The sequence below is a fragment of the Planctomycetia bacterium genome (genome assembly GCA_015075745.1).
GTDB lineage: Bacteria > Planctomycetota > Phycisphaerae > UBA1845 > UTPLA1 > UTPLA1.
Genome location: JABTTW010000004.1, coordinates 110,834 through 129,857, shown reverse-complemented (window position 1 = coordinate 129,857; position 19,024 = coordinate 110,834). Strand labels below are relative to the sequence as shown.

Sequence of the window (19,024 nt, the reverse complement as noted above, 5' to 3'; positions counted from 1 at the left end):
CACCGCCGCCTCTGCATTTTTCCGGACCCTCTCGAATGCCCCCGCGCTACCCCGCCGCCGCTCAAAATTTCGACGTTTCGACGTTTCGACTTTTCGACGTTTCCACCCCCGCCTCGACCGCTCCCACCGCCCCGGGGTATGCTTACCCCCAGCGATCCCGATTCCGGAGGCCGGTTGAAAATGCTCACGCTCGCCATCGCCGTCGGCAGCTTTTTTCTCTACCTCCTCGCCTACCACACCTACGGCCGCTGGCTCGCCCAAAAATTCTTCAAACTCGACCCCGCGGCCCCGGTCCCCAGTTGCGAACTCTGCGACGGCCACGACTACGTCCCCACGCGCAAGCAGATCCTCTTCGGCCACCACTTCACCAGCATCGCCGGCACCGGCCCCATCGTCGGCCCCGCCCTCGCCGTCATCTGGGGTTGGCTGCCCGCCCTCATCTGGGTCCTCTTCGGCAGCATCTTCCTCGGAGCGGTCCACGACCTGTCGGCCCTCGTCGTCTCCATGCGCAACCGCGGCCAGACCATCGGCGAGATCGCCGGCCGCCTCATCAACCCACGCGTCAAGCTGCTCTTTCTGATCATTCTTTTTCTCGCCCTGATGATCGTCCTCGCCATCTTCGGTCTCGTCATCGCCAACATCTTCGACATGTATCCGTCGAGCGTCCTCGCCATCTGGATCGCCATGCCCATCGCCATGGTCATCGGTTACATGGTGTACAAGAAGGGCTACTCCCCCACCGTGCCCGCGCTCATTTCTCTGGCAATCATGATCGGCTGCGTGATTCTCTCCGGCGAGGTCGAGGCCATCGACTTCAAAATCCCCCCGATCAATCTCGGCGGCTACACAGTCGGCCCCGTCGTGACGTGGACTTGCATCCTGCTGGTCTATTGTTACTTCGCCAGCACCCTGCCGGTCTGGCTGCTCCTGCAACCGCGCGACTATGTGAACAGCTATCTGCTCGTCTTCGGCCTCGCCTTGCTCATGCTTGGCATCGGCGTCGCGACATTCACCATCGACGGCGGCGTCCCCATCGTCGCGCCTGCGGTGCGCGCCGACGTACCCGGCGCCCCGCCGATCATGCCGTTCCTGTTCATCACCATCGCCTGCGGCGCCATCAGCGGCTTCCACTGCCTCGTCTCCAGCGGAACGAGTAGCAAACAAATCGCCTGCGAAACCGACGCCCAATTCGTGGGGTTTGGTTCAATGCTGACTGAAGGCTTCCTCGCCATCCTCGTCATCCTCGCCTGCTGCGCTGGATTGGGGCTTGGCGTGAGAGGGGTAGATGCAGGGCCCAAAATCCTCGGTTCAAGTTCGTATTTGCCTTCGGGAGGCCCTGCCATGTTCAGCTGCTTCGTACTTGAAGATGGAGCGGCAGTAACCGGCCAGGAATCCGGAAGCGACCTACTCTTTGTCTGGGCGCGGAACGGCCGCCCGTCCTGGAACTACCTCGACACGTTCCGCTTCAATCGCGACGATTTGCCAGCCATTTCACAGAAAAGCTTGGACTTGATACGCGAGCGCTCCATATCGCCTGGACCTGATAACGTACCTACTGCCGAGAGAATCGCCCCAGCTGGAACCCTGATCACCAGAATCGCTCGGGGGCAGTCGATCCCTATTTACGATGGTTATTTGCGTCTCGAGGAGCAGGGAGAAATAGTTTTTAGTGGAAGATGTGTTTGGTCAACCCGTTACGACTCCTGGACCGCCGCCGGAGGTTTGGCCCGCACGATCAGCGCCTTCGTCGACGGCTCCGGCAACTTCATCACCGCCCTCGGAATCCCCAAGCCCGTCGCCGTCGCCCTCATGGCCGTCCTCGTCGCCTCCTTCGCCGCGACGACGCTCGACACCGCCACGCGCCTTCAGCGCTACGTCATCCAGGAACTCGCCCAGACCTTTCACCTCAAGCCGCTCATGGGCGCGCAGGGCGCGACCATCTTCGCCGTGGTCACCGCCGCAATCATCGCCGCCATCCCCCCGCCGGGACAAACCTGGGCCACCGGCATGGGCAAAGGCGGCCTCACCCTCTGGCCCGTCTTCGGCGCGGTCAACCAGCTCCTCGCCGGCCTCTCCTTCATGGTCGTCGCCTTCTATCTCGCCCGCCGAAAGATGTCGACGTGGTACATCGCCGCCGCCGCCGTCGTCATGCTCGTCCTCCCCGCCGGCGCCATGCTCTATCAACTCCTCAACCCCACCGACGGCTTCTGGCCCAAAGGCCAATATCACCTCGTCGCCGCCGCCATCATCATCCTGCTCCTCGAATTCTGGATGGTCGCCGAAGCCCTCAAACTCTGGCCAAAAGTCCAGGGCGTCCTCGAAGCCGATCTCCCCCCCCTCCGCCGCGGCTTCCCCGTCATCGTCGAGTCCGGGGGTTTAGACGCATGACTCCGCTACGGCATGGGCGTACATGGACAACGGTTACATCATTCGCGCCGGTCGACGTGTTCACCCAGCATCAACCGCGCCGTGTGCCGGATGTGCAGAATGTGAACGACGCTCTTTTCGATGGTGAAGAGGATTCGATGGTTTGCGCAGATCAGTTGTCGGATCGGAACATCAAAGAAGTCGGACTCGGGCGCCAGTGGGCATCGCTCGGGCAGCTCCGACAGAGATGCGTACGCGGCTTCGATTCTGCTCAGCCATTCGTCCGCCGCCGTCAGCGATTGTTCGGCAAGCCAGTCGTACGACTGATGGATTCCCGACTCAGCCTCAGGCTGAAGAAAGACTCGGTATGTCACGAATCGGACTCGCCGCGTTTTTGCTTGCGAATCTCCGCGAATGCCTGGCCCGCGGGTCGACCCTTGCCCTGACGCATGGACTCCAGGCCCCGGCGGACGCCTTCAACGGCTTCGGCGCGGTCAAGCGCGTCGAGCAGTTCCTGATAAGCGGCGGCGTCCTGAACAACAACTTCCGCCGCGCCGTTGACGGTCAGCACCTGCGGAAGACCCGAAGCTTTCAGGCGCTGAATGTGCTCGCGCGCATTTCGCTGAAACTCGGTAAAGGAGCAAATATGATCGAGGCGAACCATGAGATAGTACCTCCGGGATGTCCATCGACATCTAAATATATGCTAATAAGGTGTGAATAGCATGTCAATGTCGGGTCGCTTGCGAGTCCGCAAATACAGTTGAGTATGCATGGAACGAGTTGCTGCGTGGAGATTCTGAGTCTATACTACTTTCAGAGGAATTTGAAACTTCCGGCATTGCCGGTGCTTTCAGGAGCTTTCTGATGGCCGTTCAACCCCGAACCGAATCCCCTCCACCCCCTGCCAACCCCGCCCTCGACGCCTCCAAGGCCCTCTTCATCCGCCGCTGGGGCGAGATGGCCAACTACTGGGGCATCAACCGCACCATGGCCGAGATTCATGCCCTGTGCTTCGTCTCCACCGAGCCGATCTGCACCGACGACGTCATGGAGCGTCTCCGGGTCTCGCGCGGCAACGCCTCCATGAATCTTCGCTCCCTCGTCGACTGGGGCCTCATCCACCGCGTCCACATCCGCGGCGACCGCAAGGAGTACTTCACCGCCCTAACCGACGTCTGGCAGCTCTTCGAGACCATCGTCCGCCAGCGCCGCCGCCGCGAAGTCGAGCCGATCCTGGAGACCCTGCAAAAATGCCGCGAGATGGTCACGGCCGACGCCGGCGGCAAGAAGCCGAAGAACGAAGAATCAAAAACCTACCTCAAGCGCCTCGACGACATGGACAAGTTTCTCGAAGCCGTCGGCGCCATGGTCGATCTGCTCATGAAGGTCGGCCCCAAGGGCATCGGCCGCGTCAGCGGAATGATCATGAAAATCGCCGGTTGAAGGAGAAAAATACGACGGTGGCGAGACGACGGCGGCAATTGTTCGAGATTTGTAAGAATGAAAGAATCCGCCGCACCTTCCGTTGTGCTCTGGACGACCTTTGTTCACTCGCCAATGGCGAACATCCATTCGAGACCCCAATCGGGCAGACCACATGAATATCAAAATGACCAGCAGCCTGATCCGCATGGCCGCACTCGCACTATTCCTGCCAATGCAGGCCAGCCTTGCGACGGATGAATCAAAGACCACTAACTGGCCCTCATTCCGTGGCCCCGCTGCCTCAGGCATCGCCGAGGGATTCAGGACCGCCCTGAAGTGGGACGCCGAGTCCGGCAAAGGCATCAAATGGAAGACCGAGATTCCCGGCCTCGGCCTGTCGAGCCCCATCATCTGGGAAGATCAGGTCTTTCTCACAACGGCCGTCCGCAAGGAAGGCGATCAACCGCTCAAAGTCGGCCTCTACGGCGACATCAAGCCTGTTGAAGACGACTCGCAGTACAGTTGGCATGTCATCTGTCTGAACAAGAAGACCGGCAAGATCGAATGGGACGAAGTCGCCTGCGAGGGCGTCCCGAAGATCAAGCGGCATACCAAGGCCAGCCACGCCAACAGCACCCCCGCGACCGATGGCAAGCACGTCGTCGCCATGTTTGGCAGCGAAGGGCTCTACTGCTACGACATGAAGGGCAAGCTGCTCTGGAAGAAGGACTTCGGCGTCCTGGACTCCGGCTACTACGTCGTGAAGGACGCGCAGTGGGGTTTCGGCAGCTCTCCGATCATTCACGATGGTTACGTCATTCTCCAGTGCGACGTGCAGGAAGGGTCGTTTGTCACGGCGCTGAACGTAAAGACCGGCAAAGAAGTCTGGAAGACGCCGCGCGATGAAGTGCCGACATGGAGCTCGCCCGCGATATTCCAGACCACCGGCGGCCTGCAAGTCGTCTGCAATGGCTACAAGCACATCGGCGGCTACGAGTTCTCCACCGGCAAGGAAATCTGGAAACTGGCAGGCGGCGGTGACATCCCCGTGCCCACACCGGTGATCGGTCACGATCTCGTCTATATCACCAACGCCCACGGCATGATGGCCCCGATCTACGCGATCAAGCCGTCCGCCGAGGGCCAGATCAAGTTGCAGTCGAGCGAGGACACCCACAAGGACGTTGCATGGTGGGGTCCGCGTATGGGCAATTACATGCAGACGCCGTTGATCTACGGCGACTATCTCTATAGCTGTCTCGATAACGGCGTCCTGACATGCTACGACGCAAAGACCGGCGCAAAGGTCTATCGCAAGCGCGTCGGCAAGGGGCTCGCCGGTTTCACCGCCTCCGCCGTCGCCGCCGACAAGAAAATCTACTACACCTGCGAAGACGGCGACATCTACGTCGTCCGGGCCGGGAAGAACTTCAAGCTCTATCGCAAGTGCTCGCTCGGCGAACCGTGCATGGCGACCCCCGCCATCTCCGACGGCATCTTGTTCGTCCGCGGCGAGAAGCATCTGTTCGCCATCGAGCGTGCGCCCAAGAGTTCGCGCAAATCCACAGACGCAAAAGTCAAATAGTCGATCGCCCGAGCACTCGGCATCCACTCGGCACTTAGATCGCCCACTTCCGCCTCGGTGATGAAATCGGCGGTGCACTCCGCTTTTCCATTCGCCACCTCACTCCTTGTCATGCGCTGGCGCCCGGTTTAATCTTTCAGGGCACTTGGATCGGCCGGCCGCCGAGCCGGATCGCAGGTTGTCTAGAGTTCGTTCCAGGGTTGAAAGGCTCACCTTGCTCAAAGTGGCGATCAAGAGTCCCACGAACCTCGGGTCGTTCTGGCTTTTGCCGTTTGTGGCGGTAATTGGAGTCATTCTATGAAGACGAAACATGGCATATCGCTGTCTGCGGCGGCGCTGATTGTCATTGGCGCTTCCGGCTGCTTTCTCTTCCCACTTCTGGATCTCTTCGTCACCGATGACGGACCGATCGCCGCCGGGATCACCGGCAACCTCGGCGACCCGATGCCATCGCTCACACCTGACCAACTGGCGACTTTTAATCGCGGCAAACTGGTGATCAACCAGCGTTTCGGCATCGTCGATGGACTGGGACCAGCGTTCAACGTGACCTTTTGCGGCGCCTGTCACGAGCGGCCGACGCCCGGAGGCAGCGCGGGACTCTATCGCAACTTCTTCCTGGCCGGTCGGGTCACGGGCGCCGGGACGTTTGAGTTCTCCGAGTCGCAGGGCGCCGCCGGCGGCGTGATCCGAATGTTCAATCACGATCCGACGCTACCAGCTCGTCCCGTGGTGCCGGCGACGGCGAGCGTCTTTGCGCAGCGCAACCCGATCCCCATGTTCGGCATGGGGTTGCTCGCCGAATTGAGCGACGAGGAACTCCTGTCCCGCGCCGACCCCAACGACGCCAACGGCGACGGCATCAGCGGCCGGGCGAACTTCGATCGCGGATTCGTCGGCCGCTTCGGGCGAAAGTCGCAGACGGTTTCCATCGAAGGCTTCATCCGCGGGCCCCTGTTTAATCATCTGGGCATCACCACGAATCCTCTGACCAACGAGCAACGGGCGATGCTGCCGGTCGATAGTTCGGCCCGCAAGAAGCTGATCGACGTGAGTCGAGTCATTCTGCCGGCCGGCGTGAAGAACGGACCGCACGAGCAGGCTGCGGCGGTCGATGGTCCCAACTTCGATAACGATGGCGTGCCCGACCCGGAGATGTCGGGGCAGGACCTGTTCGACCTCATCAGCTTCTCGATGATGCTCGCTGCGCCGGCCTTTGATCCCCCCACTCCGCAAACCAATCATGGGCGACAACTCTTTCACAGTGCTCGCTGCTCGGATTGTCACGTCCCCCGGCTCAATGGTCCTCGCGGACCTGTCCCGTGCTACTCCGATCTGCTCTTGCACGATATGGGAACCGATCTTGCTGACGGCATCATCATGAAGGACGCATCCGGTTCGGAGTTTCGCACGCAGCCGCTGTGGGGTCTCGCGGCAACCGGTCCCTATCTGCATGACGGCCGAGTCGACACCATTGAGGCAGCCATCCTCGCACATGGCGGAGAAGCGCAGACTGCTCGCGATGCATTCGCGGCGTTTTCGACGCAGGACAAGGCAGATCTCATTGAGTTCCTGCTGTCGCTCGGAGGTCGAGGTCAGACGAGTCCCGGACTCGTCCCGCCGAACACGGAAATCCCGGCCATCGGCAGTTACGGTGGACCCTTCCGTGCGCTCACGATTGACGAGGGTCAGCGATTCATTCGCGGTCGCGGCGTCTTCGATCGCGACTTCGGATTTGCACACGGCGCGGGCGGCTTAACCGGCCCCGATGCCGTCGGGCGTTTCAACGGCGACAGTTGCCGGGCGTGTCACTTCGACCCGGTCATCGGCGGCGCGGGCCCGCGAGGTGTGAACGTGATGCGACACGGCCACATCGACGGCGGCGGTGCATTCACCGCACCGGCCACAACGCCGAACACGATTCTCCACAAGGAGACCCAGATCGGACATCCGGTGATCTCAGCAGGCGCGGATGCCAATTTCTTCGAGATGCGGCAGACGCCTCACGTCTTTGGCGCCGGTCTGATCGATGCCATCTCCGAGGCGACCATCATATCCAACGAGGACCCGGCCGACGGCAACGTCGACGGCATCAGTGGTCGAGCGCACACATTGCCCGATGGCCGAATTGGCAGATTTGGTTGGAAGGCGGACGTCCCAAGCGTCGCTGAGTTCGTGCGCGACGCGATGGCCGCGGAACTCGGCCTCACGCTGCCGGCACAGGCGGGACTTACTTTCGGATTGACGACCGATCTGGACGGCGTGGCCGACCCTGAACTGTCGCTGACAGACGCCGAGGACATCGCATTCTTTATGAGCATGGTGGCCGGGCCGCCGCGACAACCTGCGGCCAATCCAGCCCAGGTGGCGCAGGGCGAGGCCGTGTTCGCGTCAGTCGGTTGCACGAAGTGTCACATTCCGTCGCTTGCCAGTTCGCTTGGCGATGTCCCCCTCTTTTCCGACCTGCTCCTGCACGACATTCTTGCGACAGGGTCCAAGGGTATCGTCAGCGGCAGCGCGACACAGACGGAATTTCGCACCGCGCCATTATGGGGCCTGAGCCGAACGCCGCCCTACTTCCACGATGGCTCGGCGGACTCGATTGACCTGGCGATTCGCAAACATGATGGCGAGGCATTAACGATTCGTCAGGCGTATGAAGTGCTGTCTGATGCAGACCGAGCGGCCCTTCTCGCCTTCCTGGACACCCTCTAGGATCGCAAGATTCGCAGTGAGGATCGCGCAGATCCGAGACTCGCTCGCATCTGGTGGATCATTCGTGATATCATAAAGGCGTTGCCTCGTACGCTGGAGGATAGTACGTGCTATGACGTATCATTCGATCCTCAGAAGCCGGATCGTTCTCACTCTCATTACTTTACTTTTCGCGATCCCGCTTGTCCTGCTGGTGGTGTCACCAGGATGTCAGCCCGGGTTGACCGAGCTGCTTGCGCGGACCTTTGCAGGCCCCAAGGCCTTTCTCGATGCAACCGATCGACTCGGAACAGCTGTAACTCCTCGCGGATGGGGTGGCCTTGCCGCCTTCGATTATGACAACGACGGAGACATCGATCTTCTGCTTCCCGGCGGCGCCGGCGCGGCCAATTCTCTGCTTCGTAATGACGGGCAGGCGGGTTTTGTCGACGTCGCCGCCGAGGCCGGCGTCGCGTTCGTTGCAGATAACTGCGCGGCCTGCGCCGTCGGCGACTTTAATAACGACGGATGGCTGGACCTGCTCCTGGGCAGGCAGAAGTTTGACCTCCCGCCAAGTACCGTTGCCGGACCGATCATGATGCTCAACAACGGGGCCAACGGCGCCGGCGCAGTGACATTTCGGCAGGTGATGCCGCAGGAGTCCGGGTTGACAAGCGACGCGCCGGCGATGGGTTTCGGCATCGGCGACCTGGATAACGACGGCCTGCTCGATATCGTCATCGGACGATATGACATTTCGGTCGTCGGGCTGTTTCTGGTGCCGATCTACGAAACCCAGCCAAACGAGATCTGGCGGTGCGCGGGGATCGTCAACGGCACGGCCCAATATCAGCGCATCACGGGCACTGATATCGAGGGCGGAAAGCAAAACGGCTTTTCTCCCGATACCGCGAACCAGACATTTATTCCCGGGACATTTGTCGTTCACTTGTCGGACGTGGACGGAGACGGCCGACTCGACATCTTTTATCTGCACGATATCCCGGGCGGCATCGACTATCTTCACAATGACGGCAATATGGCATTCTCCTCCCGACAGGTGGATCTCCTCAACAGGCACGGCGGCTGGATGGGCATGGCCAGCGGCGATTACGACGGCGACGGTGACATCGACTATTTCGTAACCAATGTCGGCTGCGACTTTACGCAGGCGTTCGCCCCGAATTCGATTGCCAGCGCGCACACGCTGCCCAACGGTGCTTTTTTTCATCGGCTCCTGCGAAACGACGCCGGCGTGCTCGTCGACGTCACGGCGACAACCGGCGTCACGGCTTCCGGGCCGCTGCCGCCCTCCAACGCAATCGGAGGCGGAGGGCTTTCGGGGACCGAGTTCGGATTCGGTGCGACATGGATCGATGCGGATAACCGCGGATTGCTCGACCTCTACTGGGCCGGCGATTTGATCTCGTATATTCAGCGAGGGATCGTGCTAAGCAGTCATGGCGTCGGCCGATTTCTGGAGAGCAACGGTAACGGCTCGTTCGCCGATCAGACGGCCGAACGCGGACTCTTCAACATTCAGGCCGACCGTTCTTTGTCATTTGGCGAACAGGACGCCGCTAGAGCTGTTGTGACGGAGGATCTGAACGGTGACGGATTTCAGGACCTCATTGTTGTGAATTCGTCCGTCTTCGGTACGCCGAATCCCAAGCATCGCATCTTTCTGAATGCCGGGGTGGCGGGCAATCACAGCATTACCGTGAAGCTGCAAGGCGGCGCCAGTAATCGCTTTGGCATCGGCGCCCGGGTGACAGTTACCACGGGAGGGCGCACCTTGATTCGCGAAGTGCTCTCAAGCGTCAGCGCATTTGCCGGCGTTCAGCCGCAGGCGCACTTCGGCATCGGTTCGGCGACGGTTATCGACGAGTTAAAGGTGAGATGGCCCTCTGGAAATGTAAGTACGCTGAACAACGTCGCCGCGGATCAAGTCCTCTCCGTCGTTGAGCCCTGACGGCTCCGCTGCCGTGCTGCCCTCAGTGAGCGTGTCACTGACAGACCCACGGGCACAAGCGAGCAGGGTATCACACCATAGAGCATGACTGTCCGGTAGTCGTCCATGGATCGACTGTGCTTCGCATCCAACACGAGATAAGTCGTATACGCGGCATAGTAGAGAAGAAACAAGAGACCTTCGAGCCGGGCGATGCGAAGGCCTGTGAAGAATACGGGGATACAAAGAAACGCGGACGCCATCATGACCGGAATGTCGAACATCATCGCGGCGCGCGAGACAAGTAATCCACCGGGCGATGCAACCGCGCCGAGGCCGAGGATGGCCAGCAGATTAAATACGCAGCTTCCGATCACATTGCCTACTGCGATATCGCGCTGTCCCTTCAATCCCGCCATCACCGAAGTGGCGATCTCGGGCGCACTGGTTCCAATGGCGACGACGGTCAGGCCGATGACGCGCTGGCTCATGCCGATGGATCGAGCAAGTGCGACTGCCGCGTCGACCAGCCAATCCGCGCCGAGTACCAGCAGACCGAGCCCCCCCGCCACCAGCACGCCATTCCATAACCACGAAGTCGGCATGGGTGTCTTCGGTCCTCCGAATTCCTTCGCGTACGCCGCATTGATCCGCGCGTTTTCGCGTCGGCTCACGTAGATGCAGAACATGGTGTAGGCAACTGCGCCGGTCGCAAGGACGACGCCGTCGAGTCGATCGACGACACCATCGATGCTCATTGAGGCCACTGCAACGCCCGCCAGGATCATGACCCAGATATCGATTCGCACGATCTGCGTGGCCACGCCTAGCTGACCGATGACGGCTGAGAGGCCCAACACAAGCAGAATGTTGCAGATGTTGCTTCCGATCAGGTTGCCCAGGCCGATGTCGCTCTTGCCGGACAAGCCCGACTTGATCGTTACCGCCAGTTCGGGGGCGCTGGTCCCTATGGCAACCACGGTCAGCCCCACCACCAACGAAGAAATCCCCACGGCCGCGGCTAGGCGGGCCGCCCCGCGAACGAGTACTTCGGCCCCGACGAGCAGAAGCCCGAGACCGCCAAGGAACTCTGCAATGGTCAAGAGGCTCAAAGTCTTGAATTCTCTCAAATCGACCCGGGAACCTTACGAAACTCGAGCCGCGAGAATATGGGGCTTGGCGATCGCGGACAAGTCGCCCACGCTCGTAAACGTGAAATGATCCCTGTCACCGCGGAGCGGCCTGATACATCTAATCAGGGATGACACGTGAATTCACGGGCCCGGATGACATGGCATGTGCCGTTTGTGCAGGACTACAATTCTCGGTCAGTCCGACGCCGGAGGAGACAGATTGTGCGATTTCAGAGTTGGTTAGTGGCGGCGATGGCGATATTGCCGTTCTTGGCATGCAATGAGGGCAGCGACAAGGCTCCTGTGGCGAGAGAGCTCCGGGCGTCAACCTCGACGGGTGATTCCTCTCGGGTTTCTGGATCGGCAGGCGAACAACAGGAGAAAGCACCGATGGCCGACAAGGTTTCCAAGAGTGAGGCAGATTGGAAGAAGGAGTTGACGCCGGAACAGTATCAGGTGGCACGGTGCAGTGCGACTGAACCACCGTTCACCGGGAAGTATTGGGATCATCACGGAGACGGCGTGTATCGGTGTGTTTGCTGCGGCGAGCCACTTTTTGACTCGACGACGAAGTTCAACTCCGGGACCGGCTGGCCCAGTTTCTTCGCCCCGAAGGAGGAGGACAAGATTGCCGAAAAGGAGGACCGAGCCTTTGGCATGGTCCGGACTGAGGTGCAATGCAAAAAGTGCGGTGCGCACCTGGGCCACTTGTTCGACGACGGACCTGCTCCGACGCGCATGCGCTATTGCATCAACTCGGCGTCGCTGAAGTTCGAAGATCGCAAGAAATAAACGACGACAGGGAGCGTCTTCAGAGAAAACCGACAGTCGGCCGGGTCAGGTCCGCGACGGTTTAATCGCGGCTGCCGGGACGATTTCTTGATTCTTTACTAGAAGGTCCGCCGCCGTGACTCGACGCAGATTTTCGCCCGCTTGACAGTCACAGCATGGCAACCTAGAGTCCTGCTTCTAATATGGATGCGGGGTAGAGCAGTTGGTAGCTCGTCGGGCTCATAACCCGGAGGTCGCTGGTTCGAGTCCAGCCCCCGCTATGCCGGCCGTCCTCATAGCTTCGGCTGTCAGGACGGCCTCTTTTTGCGCTATCCGCCCGTCCGGGAGGACGGCCATCGGCCCGATCACGTCCGCAATGAACCGGTTCATTTGAGACGGTGTCATCAGGCTTGCGAAATTCGCCTTCGCTTCGAGGAACGCTTGCAGGCAATCGGCCATGAGATCGTCCATGTCGGCGACCGATTGGACGGCCAGGGTTTCCAACGACTGGCGTAGCGTATCCCGCTTGGCTTCCGCCTCCGATAGCTGCCGGGCGATTGCCTTTTTCGCCCCGGCTTCTATGTCTGGATCGACCAGGAGCCGGGTGAACCCGGCAATGAGCTTGTCCGACTCGGCGACTTCGCCCTTGAGGCGGCTCGACTCGTTGCGGTTCTCTTCGAGAGCCTCCTGCGACATGGTCATGACTTCGTCCAGGACACCGTCCATATCGTCGAAGACGGCCGCCATTGCGGCCTGAATCCGAGCAACAAGCCGATCCTCACGGACCGTCGCCGCGTTTCCGCATTCGCCTTCCCGTTTCGCCATGCGGCGGCCGCAACTGTAGTAGTGGTATTCAGCTTTGGCGTTCTTGCTCTTGCGGCAGTAGTACACACAGCCGCACTCGCCGCAGAACAGGTGTCGCGTGAATGGTCGCAGTTCGGCTACGCCCCGCGGCCGCTCCACCGAATTCTCGGCAAGCCGCTTTTGAACGCGCTCGAATATCGCATCGTCGATGATCCGCAGCGACTCGTCCCGGCTCACCAGGTGCCGATCCTGATCCCTCCACTTCGGCAGACGCTTGCCGGTCGTCCGATTGAGTTTGTAGCAGCGACGAAGGAAGCGGACTTCGCCGACGACCATGTAATTCGTTAGAATGCCGCGAACCGTCGTGAAGCCCCATGGCCCGCCGAGTCGCGTCGGCACTCCGCGATCGCGAACCCGATTAGCAATTTCCTTGAGGCTCACCGCTTCCGAGTCGTAGGTCTCAAAGACGAATCTGACCGTCGCCGCCTCATCGGGATGAATCGCCAGACGCTTCTTGCCGTCTGCCGCTTGAATGACGCGGTAGCCATATGGCGGAGGCCCGCCCGTCCAGCATCCTTGCTTGTGCCGCTGGACCAGACCGTCGCGCGTCCGCTCCGCCAGCACACGGCTATAGTCTGCCGCGACGACGAGTTGCACGCCGCGAGCCAGCGCGTTCGTGCCTTCAGTCACGCTTATGACTTCGACGCCGTGTTGTTCGAGGTCTTCGACCAGAACGTGCGTTTCGGCGGCGCGGCCGAGGCGATCAAATTTGTAGACGTAGAGCCGTTCGATGCGGCCGGCTTCCGCTTCCGAAATCAACTTCAGCAATTCGGTCCGTCCGCCTGTCGTGCGGCCTGTCTTCGCTTCGTCGATGAAGTGCTTGAGCGGCTTGCCCGCCGCCTTCTCGCACGAATCGATTTGAATGGCGATGCTTGTGCCGTCATCCTGCGCGTGGCTTGAATAGCGCGCGTACATCGCGTCGTATTTGCCGCTACCCTCGATGCCCTTCCTGTTCCCGTTCCGTTGTCCCGTGAGCATTACCATCGTCATTCCCGCCCGGCTCCTGCGCCTGTTCGTCTCTCCGCTTGCGGCGTTCGCGGTGAATCTCCAAGGCTCTCGCCGCGATCACGCTGACCATCCACCGCCGCGCGGCGGCATGGTCGCGTATCAGTATACCCGGCCCCTCAATTGTAGACAGGCGCTCCGACGACTTTCCGCAGCAATCTGGCGGAGAGTGGGGTTCCCGGCGGGCGCGGCGTGCCGGTAGGCGCTGGGGCACATCGCGGAGGGGAACCAGGTTTTCGACGGCCGTGTCAATCATGATCCGTTTGCTGCCGACTGGGAGCCACGATGATCGATGAGGCGCACACCTCAGCGACGTGCTCGGCAGTTGCGTCGCAGGGCTCCCGCTGTAGATAGCTTGTGACGAAGCGCACGACCGCGCCGATCATGCGAAGAACGAGCCGTATTGCCGGATAGATGCCGTGACGGGCGAAGCAGTAGAGCATCCACAACGTCATCACGAACGCCAGGAAATCAATGACCTTGCCCATGTGCCTGTTTTCCTTCCTTGAACTATCCAGGAATCTCAGAGGGTTGGCCCCGTCTTTCGTAGCTGTCCTCTATCAGCCCCTCCGCGAATCCCTCGCTGCGTCCAGCGTCAGACGCGGCTGATGTGCGGCCGCTCTTCATGACTGCTTCGTTCTTGCAGCTCAGTTCTTTGAGCATTTCCAACGCTTTTGTGCCTTCGGAACTTGCGCACGCGACAAACTGGTTCGCTGCCTTTTGTGTGATGCGCACGGTCGGCAAGACCCGGTAGCAGATGTCCACTTTTGTTTTGCCAGATTCGGTGAGAAGAACAATCGAAACGACTTGCGGTACCAGATGCCAATTGACCGTGTGATCGACTTGTCGAAATGTAAGGATACAACCGCGCTGATAAGCCCACGCTCCGTCTTTTATACAATCAAATGAGCACGCCTTGGACTGGTAGAACTTGTGCAATGTTTTTCGCACTCTTGATGGCGGAAGAGCGACGATACCTGAGTGAGAGTGCTGGATGTTATTTCGCACTTTGTTGATGATGTACGAATGCGCTTTTTGCATCAGATGGCAAACCACCAGGATCAGCGCAATGGCGAATCCAATTGTGTGTGACTCCATTTGAGACTACTCCCTTTCTCTTTCAGGTTCCGGCTCGCGGACGTTTGTCTCTCGCTCGACCTGCTTGAGCCGTTCGCCCAGGATGGACGGCTTTTCGTCCGGGTCGCGCAGCTCGCCTTGTTTCTCCTGCATGACTTCGCCGGGAGTCCGAGTCCCAGCGATGCCATAGACGCTCGGCTGCGCTACGTTTGATTCCGGATAGAGCGCCGCGCGCAATTCGGTGAGGCCCTGCCGGAACATCGCCTGCGCGTGGCCGGCGCCGATCTTCGGTTGTGGTTGTTTGTCTGCCATGATTCACCCTTGATTTCGTTGATTACTCACCGCGCATGTCGCGGAACCGCTCCGCGACGCCGCGTTGTTCCAGGTATGCGTCGTGCATATCGGAGACCCGCCGCCGTTCGTACTCGGCGGCTAGCCCGTTCGAGATCATCAATCCGGCGCTGGCGATCATCAGATACCCGCCGAGCGGCGGGCTGAAATTGAGCATGACGGCTCCGACCGCAAACGTCAGAAACGGCTCGACGATTTGCTTGGCCTTCACTTCGTCCATTCGTCGGAAACGCCGTAACAATCCGGGACTGCCGCTGTAACGTGTGTGAGGCTGCGGCAGGCCGCGCTTCCGCCGGAGCTGCAACCGCGCCCGAATGACAACACAGGCAAGGCAATACGCTCCCGCGTAGATGAGCATCGGCGTCGCGTCGTGATGCGGCTCGCACAGCACCGGCCAGAAGAAGATCAGCAGCAGCGCCACGCCGGCCTGTAGGCCGAGATAGCGCTCGCCGAAGGAACCGGGCTCGTGCAGAAAAACAACGACTGAGGCCTCGAACGCCCTCGCGACAAATGCGACGCCGCCGAGAAATCTGCGGAGTCCGTCGAATGGTCCTGCTGACTGGTCGTCGTGCATGAAGATGCCCTCTGCTTATGGCCTTTGCCTGAATGCCGTCTTGAGCCAGGTGCGGCCCGACGCGGCGAACGTGCGGCCGTTCTGAAAGACGATGCCGTCCACAATCCAACCGTTCGCGGGACCGCCCGTGCGAAGCCGCGTGAACTCCCGCGGCTGGACTTCGTACTCGAATGTCTCGCTGAACCCGGCGGACGTGGAGCCGCCGCCGTCCAGCCAATCAAGCCCGACGGCCGCTGCCCATCGGTGATCGTTGTCGTAGGAACTGTTGCCGCTGGCGAGAAACTGCCGCGCGCGGCCGATGAGCGAGGCGGCCCATTCGTTCGTCACCGGGTCACCGTTGGCGTGAAAGATCTTGGTATTCAGATTGGCGAACAGCGAATCGGCCTCTGCGCGCCCCTTGTCGCCCCCGCCGAGCGCTGCGTACACGTTGCTCACGTTCTGCGTCAGATTGACCGTAGCAACGCGCGCGGAGCGGCACGTCGTCTGGAACTGCATGTCGTACGACGTGATGAAATGCTGCGCCTCGTCGGCCCACAGGAAGACGGGGCGTGGACTCTCGGCGACGTTACGGCGTTCGATGCTGCGCTGAAAGCAGTACTTGAACAGTACTTGCGCGAACTGACCGACTTCTCCGAACTCCTTCACTGGCAGGTCGATCAGGATGATCTTGCCGTTCTCGACTGCCTCCGGAGTTATCGTCGTATCCGTGCAGAATAGCTCGCGCAGCAGGCCCCGATTGAGCATGTCGGCCCATCCCATGAACGTCGCCTGAATAACGCTCCGAGTCCGCTCGGCTAGGTTGGGCCATTCGAGCAGGTAGTAGTCGGCGACCACGCCGAAATCGTGAGTCTGCCGCTCGGTCTTCTCTTTTTGATCCGCCACTTTTAGGTACTGAAAGCAGAGCGACGACTCTTGAAACCCGCGATCGCAAATCTGCGCTGGTGAGAGCGGCGCGGACAACACAACACGCACTAGGTCCGGCACGGAAACTCCCCCTGTAGCAAGCGATACGAGATCGACTGAGTTGCGCATTCCTTTGAGCGCTCCCTGTTTCCAGAAGGTGCCGTCTTCACGGCCGCCGCCGGCACCAGCGTTGCGATCGCGGATTTCCATAACGGTCGAGAATACGTTGACGATGTTCTCGGTCAGGCCCGCGCCCGTTCCCTGCCGATTCAACTCGTGATCCAGAAAGTTGAATCGCAGCTTCGCATCCGGCCCGACGATGAGCAGGTCGCCGAGCCGGCCCGTTTCGCGGCAATAGGACTCCCACAGAGCCCGCTCGTCAGACTTGGCCGTCAGCACGAGGCCGCCGAATCCGGCATTAAGCATTGAAGTTCCAACTGTTCGACCGCTCCCGCTCGACTTTCCTTTTCCTGTTGCTCCCTGGATCAAAGTCCCCTCAGTCGCGTCTCGGATTGTCCACGAATCATCGCGCGACAAGCGCAGGATTTCGTCCGTCAACTCCCATCTCTTTGGCCGAGTCGGCGGTACAGACCTTCGTCTAAACAGTCGTCCGAGCATCACGCCGCCTCCCTTTGATCGTCGTCGTCGTCGGAATCAGACGGGGACGCTTCGCCGCGCTTCGCGGCCAGGGTTTCCTCAAACTCCGCTTCCTCCCACATGGCCCGTCGCTTGCGCTCGTTCATGGCGCCCTTCGCAGCGCCGATCGCACCGATGATGTAGCCGAAATCGTCGAGCCAGCCGACGCCGGGCACGACATCCGGCAGCACATCGACAGGCGAAGGAACCATCAGCAACAGCCCGCAGACGAGCGCCCACTTGGACATTTCCATCCCCACCGACCGCAGCTTGGATTGCGGCAGGGACATGAGCACCGCTGTTGCAACAAAGAACACGGTCCCACAGATCGCAAACACTTTCAGGAAACTGAAAAATTCTGACATGACCTTCCGCCTTTCTCTCGCTGGCGTGCGCCAGCCAAGATCACGACGACGCCCCGCGACGCTTGTCGCGGCGCGTCGTTCCATATGCAATCACTTCTGCCGACCGGTTCTCGAATTGCGTTTCCCTTTGTCCGACAGCTTGTCGAGGATGTCGAACACCCATCCGCCAACCTTCTCGACCGTGGCTGCTATTGCCAGGCTGTACATCAGCGGAATAGACACACAACCGCGGACAACGTCTTTTGCGGCTTCCTTCAGGCAATCTTTCGTTTCCATGTTTCATCACCTTTCACTCTTTGAGACACACTGTGAACCGCCTAGGATCGGGCGTAACGCTCGCCCGAAAGCGGTCCTAATCCGATTTCCGTTCCGCCGTTTGGGTCGGCCTGAGCAACGTGGCTAGGTCCTTTAGCCCAACACCTGGCGCGTTGATGCGTTTGATCCGATTGAGCAATTGGTCCAGCCACGTGATGAGCGTGTCCACGCTCAGTTCGGGGCCAGCGACCGTGATTGCGCGGCCCGCGCCCAGTGGCATGGTTACGCGCTCTCGCGGCGGGCGCTTCGCTTGTCGCGGCCGTCGTGGCGGTTGCTGATCGCGCTTGCGGGACTTGATTAGCTTGACGAGTTGGTCACGCTTTAGACGGCCGTCTAAGACACCGGCGACAAGCTGCTCCCGTTCTACCGAGTTATTCACTGTTGCCAGTGCGTAGCCGCTGCTGATCGGAATTCGGCCTGCGTCGATCAGGTCCTGAATCGGTTTAGGAAGGACAAGGATCGCCACAAGCTTGGAAATCGTTGCCTCCGATTTCTCGTTGGCGTGTGACGCCAATTCAGCAGCAGTTACCCCGAATTCAGTCATCAGCCGCTCGTAAGCTCTTCCACGCTCCGTGGGCTTGAGGTCGGCGCGATAGCAGTTAATGACAAGTTGAAGTCTTGCGGCTTCCCCATGACTCGGGGGATGATCGAGGACGCACATGGGCACAGCGTCCAAACCGGCCCGTGGCGCTGCGTCGATTCGCCGATGCCCGTCCAACGGTACAACGAACGCTCCATCTTCATAGCCGATGCACGGCACTTGGATTCCATTCTGCCTAATGCTCTCGGCCAGAGCGATTTGCTCATCCTCGACGAGCCGGTCGCGCACGTTCGAGCGAATTTCAATCCGGCTGAGCGGCACCAATTCGATCGCCATCGACTCCATAAACCACCGTGGCTCCTGTAATCGTCGCTGGGCGCACAATGCACGTTACTCTTCAACGATGATTATGAACCACGCGAATGCGAAGTTTGGCGGCAAGTTGGGAGCAATCGGGAGCCGTG

18 protein-coding genes, 1 tRNA gene and 1 pseudogene are annotated in these 19,024 nt (G+C 60.3%); 8 read left to right on the top strand and 12 right to left on the bottom strand.

Going from position 1 to position 19,024, the window contains the following annotated elements; all coding sequences use genetic code 11:
- The first annotated feature begins 180 nt into the window (after positions 1-180).
- Positions 181-2,388, top strand: coding sequence for a carbon starvation protein A (locus HS101_20105; protein ID MBE7508565.1), 2,208 nt, complete (start codon positions 181-183; stop codon positions 2,386-2,388).
- A gap of 38 nt (positions 2,389-2,426) precedes the next feature.
- Here HS101_20105 and HS101_20100 read toward each other — a convergent pair whose 3' ends face one another.
- Positions 2,427-2,741, bottom strand: coding sequence for a type II toxin-antitoxin system RelE/ParE family toxin (locus HS101_20100; protein MBE7508564.1), 315 nt, complete (start codon positions 2,739-2,741; stop codon positions 2,427-2,429).
- Entirely contained in the window at positions 2,738-3,031 is a 294-nt protein-coding gene (locus HS101_20095; protein MBE7508563.1) for a type II toxin-antitoxin system Phd/YefM family antitoxin, read from the bottom strand. The genes HS101_20100 and HS101_20095 overlap by 4 nt, the downstream gene beginning before the upstream one ends.
- Positions 3,032-3,234: 203 nt before the next feature.
- Here HS101_20095 and HS101_20090 point away from each other — a divergent pair, with 203 nt between their 5' ends.
- From HS101_20090 to HS101_20075, 4 genes are all read left to right on the top strand, one after another.
- Entirely contained in the window at positions 3,235-3,813 is a 579-nt protein-coding gene (locus tag HS101_20090) for a transcriptional regulator (GenBank protein MBE7508562.1), read from the top strand.
- A 166-nt stretch (positions 3,814-3,979) separates the two neighbouring features.
- Positions 3,980-5,380 (top strand): PQQ-binding-like beta-propeller repeat protein, encoded by a 1,401-nt coding sequence (locus HS101_20085; protein ID MBE7508561.1) that lies wholly within the window; start codon positions 3,980-3,982, stop codon positions 5,378-5,380.
- A 297-nt stretch (positions 5,381-5,677) separates the two neighbouring features.
- A complete protein-coding gene (locus HS101_20080) occupies positions 5,678-8,095 on the top strand; it encodes a hypothetical protein (GenBank protein ID MBE7508560.1) in 2,418 nt (805 codons plus the stop codon).
- A gap of 112 nt (positions 8,096-8,207) precedes the next feature.
- Positions 8,208-10,046: a CRTAC1 family protein gene (locus tag HS101_20075; protein ID MBE7508559.1), complete on the top strand. Its 1,839-nt coding sequence runs from the start codon at positions 8,208-8,210 to the stop codon at positions 10,044-10,046.
- Here HS101_20075 and HS101_20070 read toward each other — a convergent pair.
- Entirely contained in the window at positions 10,019-11,128 is a 1,110-nt protein-coding gene (locus HS101_20070) for a calcium/sodium antiporter (protein MBE7508558.1), read from the bottom strand. The genes HS101_20075 and HS101_20070 overlap by 28 nt on opposite strands.
- Positions 11,129-11,548: 420 nt before the next feature.
- Between HS101_20070 and msrB the strand changes: the two genes are divergently transcribed.
- Positions 11,549-11,950: a peptide-methionine (R)-S-oxide reductase MsrB gene (msrB, locus tag HS101_20065; GenBank protein MBE7508557.1), complete on the top strand. Its 402-nt coding sequence runs from the start codon at positions 11,549-11,551 to the stop codon at positions 11,948-11,950.
- 187 nt (positions 11,951-12,137) lie between these two features.
- Positions 12,138-12,210, top strand: a tRNA-Met gene (locus HS101_20060).
- A 685-nt stretch (positions 12,211-12,895) separates the two neighbouring features.
- Here HS101_20060 and HS101_20055 read toward each other — a convergent pair.
- Positions 12,896-13,423, bottom strand: a pseudogene (locus HS101_20055) (recombinase family protein).
- Between HS101_20055 and HS101_20050 the strand changes: the two are divergent.
- Positions 13,316-13,693 (top strand): hypothetical protein, encoded by a 378-nt coding sequence (locus tag HS101_20050; protein ID MBE7508556.1) that lies wholly within the window; start codon positions 13,316-13,318, stop codon positions 13,691-13,693. The pseudogene HS101_20055 and the gene HS101_20050 sit on opposite strands and share 108 nt — an antisense overlap.
- 353 nt (positions 13,694-14,046) lie before the next feature.
- On the opposite strand, the gene HS101_20045 is transcribed toward HS101_20050, so the two are convergent.
- The 8 genes from HS101_20045 to HS101_20010 form a co-directional block, all read right to left on the bottom strand.
- Positions 14,047-14,286: a hypothetical protein gene (locus HS101_20045; protein ID MBE7508555.1), complete on the bottom strand. Its 240-nt coding sequence runs from the start codon at positions 14,284-14,286 to the stop codon at positions 14,047-14,049.
- Positions 14,287-14,308: 22 nt separating this feature from the next.
- Positions 14,309-14,896, bottom strand: coding sequence for a hypothetical protein (locus tag HS101_20040; GenBank protein MBE7508554.1), 588 nt, complete (start codon positions 14,894-14,896; stop codon positions 14,309-14,311).
- A gap of 6 nt (positions 14,897-14,902) precedes the next feature.
- Positions 14,903-15,187: a hypothetical protein gene (locus HS101_20035; GenBank protein MBE7508553.1), complete on the bottom strand. Its 285-nt coding sequence runs from the start codon at positions 15,185-15,187 to the stop codon at positions 14,903-14,905.
- A gap of 22 nt (positions 15,188-15,209) precedes the next feature.
- The gene (locus HS101_20030) at positions 15,210-15,800 is read right to left on the bottom strand and encodes a hypothetical protein (GenBank protein ID MBE7508552.1); all 591 of its coding nucleotides are present in this window, start codon (positions 15,798-15,800) and stop codon (positions 15,210-15,212) included.
- A gap of 15 nt (positions 15,801-15,815) precedes the next feature.
- Entirely contained in the window at positions 15,816-17,129 is a 1,314-nt protein-coding gene (locus HS101_20025) for a TraM recognition domain-containing protein (protein ID MBE7508551.1), read from the bottom strand.
- Between the two features lie 191 nt (positions 17,130-17,320).
- Positions 17,321-17,629, bottom strand: a complete 309-nt coding sequence (locus tag HS101_20020) for a DUF1232 domain-containing protein (GenBank protein ID MBE7508550.1) — start codon at positions 17,627-17,629, stop codon at positions 17,321-17,323.
- A 165-nt stretch (positions 17,630-17,794) separates the two neighbouring features.
- Positions 17,795-17,980 (bottom strand): hypothetical protein, encoded by a 186-nt coding sequence (locus HS101_20015; GenBank protein MBE7508549.1) that lies wholly within the window; start codon positions 17,978-17,980, stop codon positions 17,795-17,797.
- 76 nt (positions 17,981-18,056) lie between these two features.
- Complete coding sequence (locus tag HS101_20010; protein ID MBE7508548.1) at positions 18,057-18,896, bottom strand: ParB/RepB/Spo0J family partition protein; 840 nt, start codon at positions 18,894-18,896, stop codon at positions 18,057-18,059.
- Between the last annotated feature and the right edge of the window lie 128 nt (positions 18,897-19,024).

What these genes read in the sequence shown, in the direction of transcription:
- HS101_20025 (MBE7508551.1), bottom strand. Translation starts at nt 17,129, where the DNA reads ATGCTTAATGCCGGATTCGGCGGCCTCGTGCTGACGGCCAAGTCTGAC.
- HS101_20040 (MBE7508554.1), bottom strand. Translation starts at nt 14,896, where the DNA reads ATGGAGTCACACACAATTGGATTCGCCATTGCGCTGATCCTGGTGGTT.
- HS101_20080 (MBE7508560.1), top strand. Translation starts at nt 5,678, where the DNA reads ATGAAGACGAAACATGGCATATCGCTGTCTGCGGCGGCGCTGATTGTC.
- HS101_20045 (MBE7508555.1), bottom strand. Translation starts at nt 14,286, where the DNA reads ATGGGCAAGGTCATTGATTTCCTGGCGTTCGTGATGACGTTGTGGATG.
- HS101_20105 (MBE7508565.1), top strand. Translation starts at nt 181, where the DNA reads ATGCTCACGCTCGCCATCGCCGTCGGCAGCTTTTTTCTCTACCTCCTC.
- HS101_20075 (MBE7508559.1), top strand. Translation starts at nt 8,208, where the DNA reads ATGACGTATCATTCGATCCTCAGAAGCCGGATCGTTCTCACTCTCATT.
- HS101_20035 (MBE7508553.1), bottom strand. Translation starts at nt 15,187, where the DNA reads ATGGCAGACAAACAACCACAACCGAAGATCGGCGCCGGCCACGCGCAG.
- HS101_20085 (MBE7508561.1), top strand. Translation starts at nt 3,980, where the DNA reads ATGACCAGCAGCCTGATCCGCATGGCCGCACTCGCACTATTCCTGCCA.
- HS101_20095 (MBE7508563.1), bottom strand. Translation starts at nt 3,031, where the DNA reads ATGGTTCGCCTCGATCATATTTGCTCCTTTACCGAGTTTCAGCGAAAT.
- HS101_20010 (MBE7508548.1), bottom strand. Translation starts at nt 18,896, where the DNA reads ATGGCGATCGAATTGGTGCCGCTCAGCCGGATTGAAATTCGCTCGAAC.
- HS101_20030 (MBE7508552.1), bottom strand. Translation starts at nt 15,800, where the DNA reads ATGCACGACGACCAGTCAGCAGGACCATTCGACGGACTCCGCAGATTT.
- msrB (MBE7508557.1), top strand. Translation starts at nt 11,549, where the DNA reads ATGGCCGACAAGGTTTCCAAGAGTGAGGCAGATTGGAAGAAGGAGTTG.
- HS101_20015 (MBE7508549.1), bottom strand. Translation starts at nt 17,980, where the DNA reads ATGGAAACGAAAGATTGCCTGAAGGAAGCCGCAAAAGACGTTGTCCGC.
- HS101_20020 (MBE7508550.1), bottom strand. Translation starts at nt 17,629, where the DNA reads ATGTCCCTGCCGCAATCCAAGCTGCGGTCGGTGGGGATGGAAATGTCC.
- HS101_20090 (MBE7508562.1), top strand. Translation starts at nt 3,235, where the DNA reads ATGGCCGTTCAACCCCGAACCGAATCCCCTCCACCCCCTGCCAACCCC.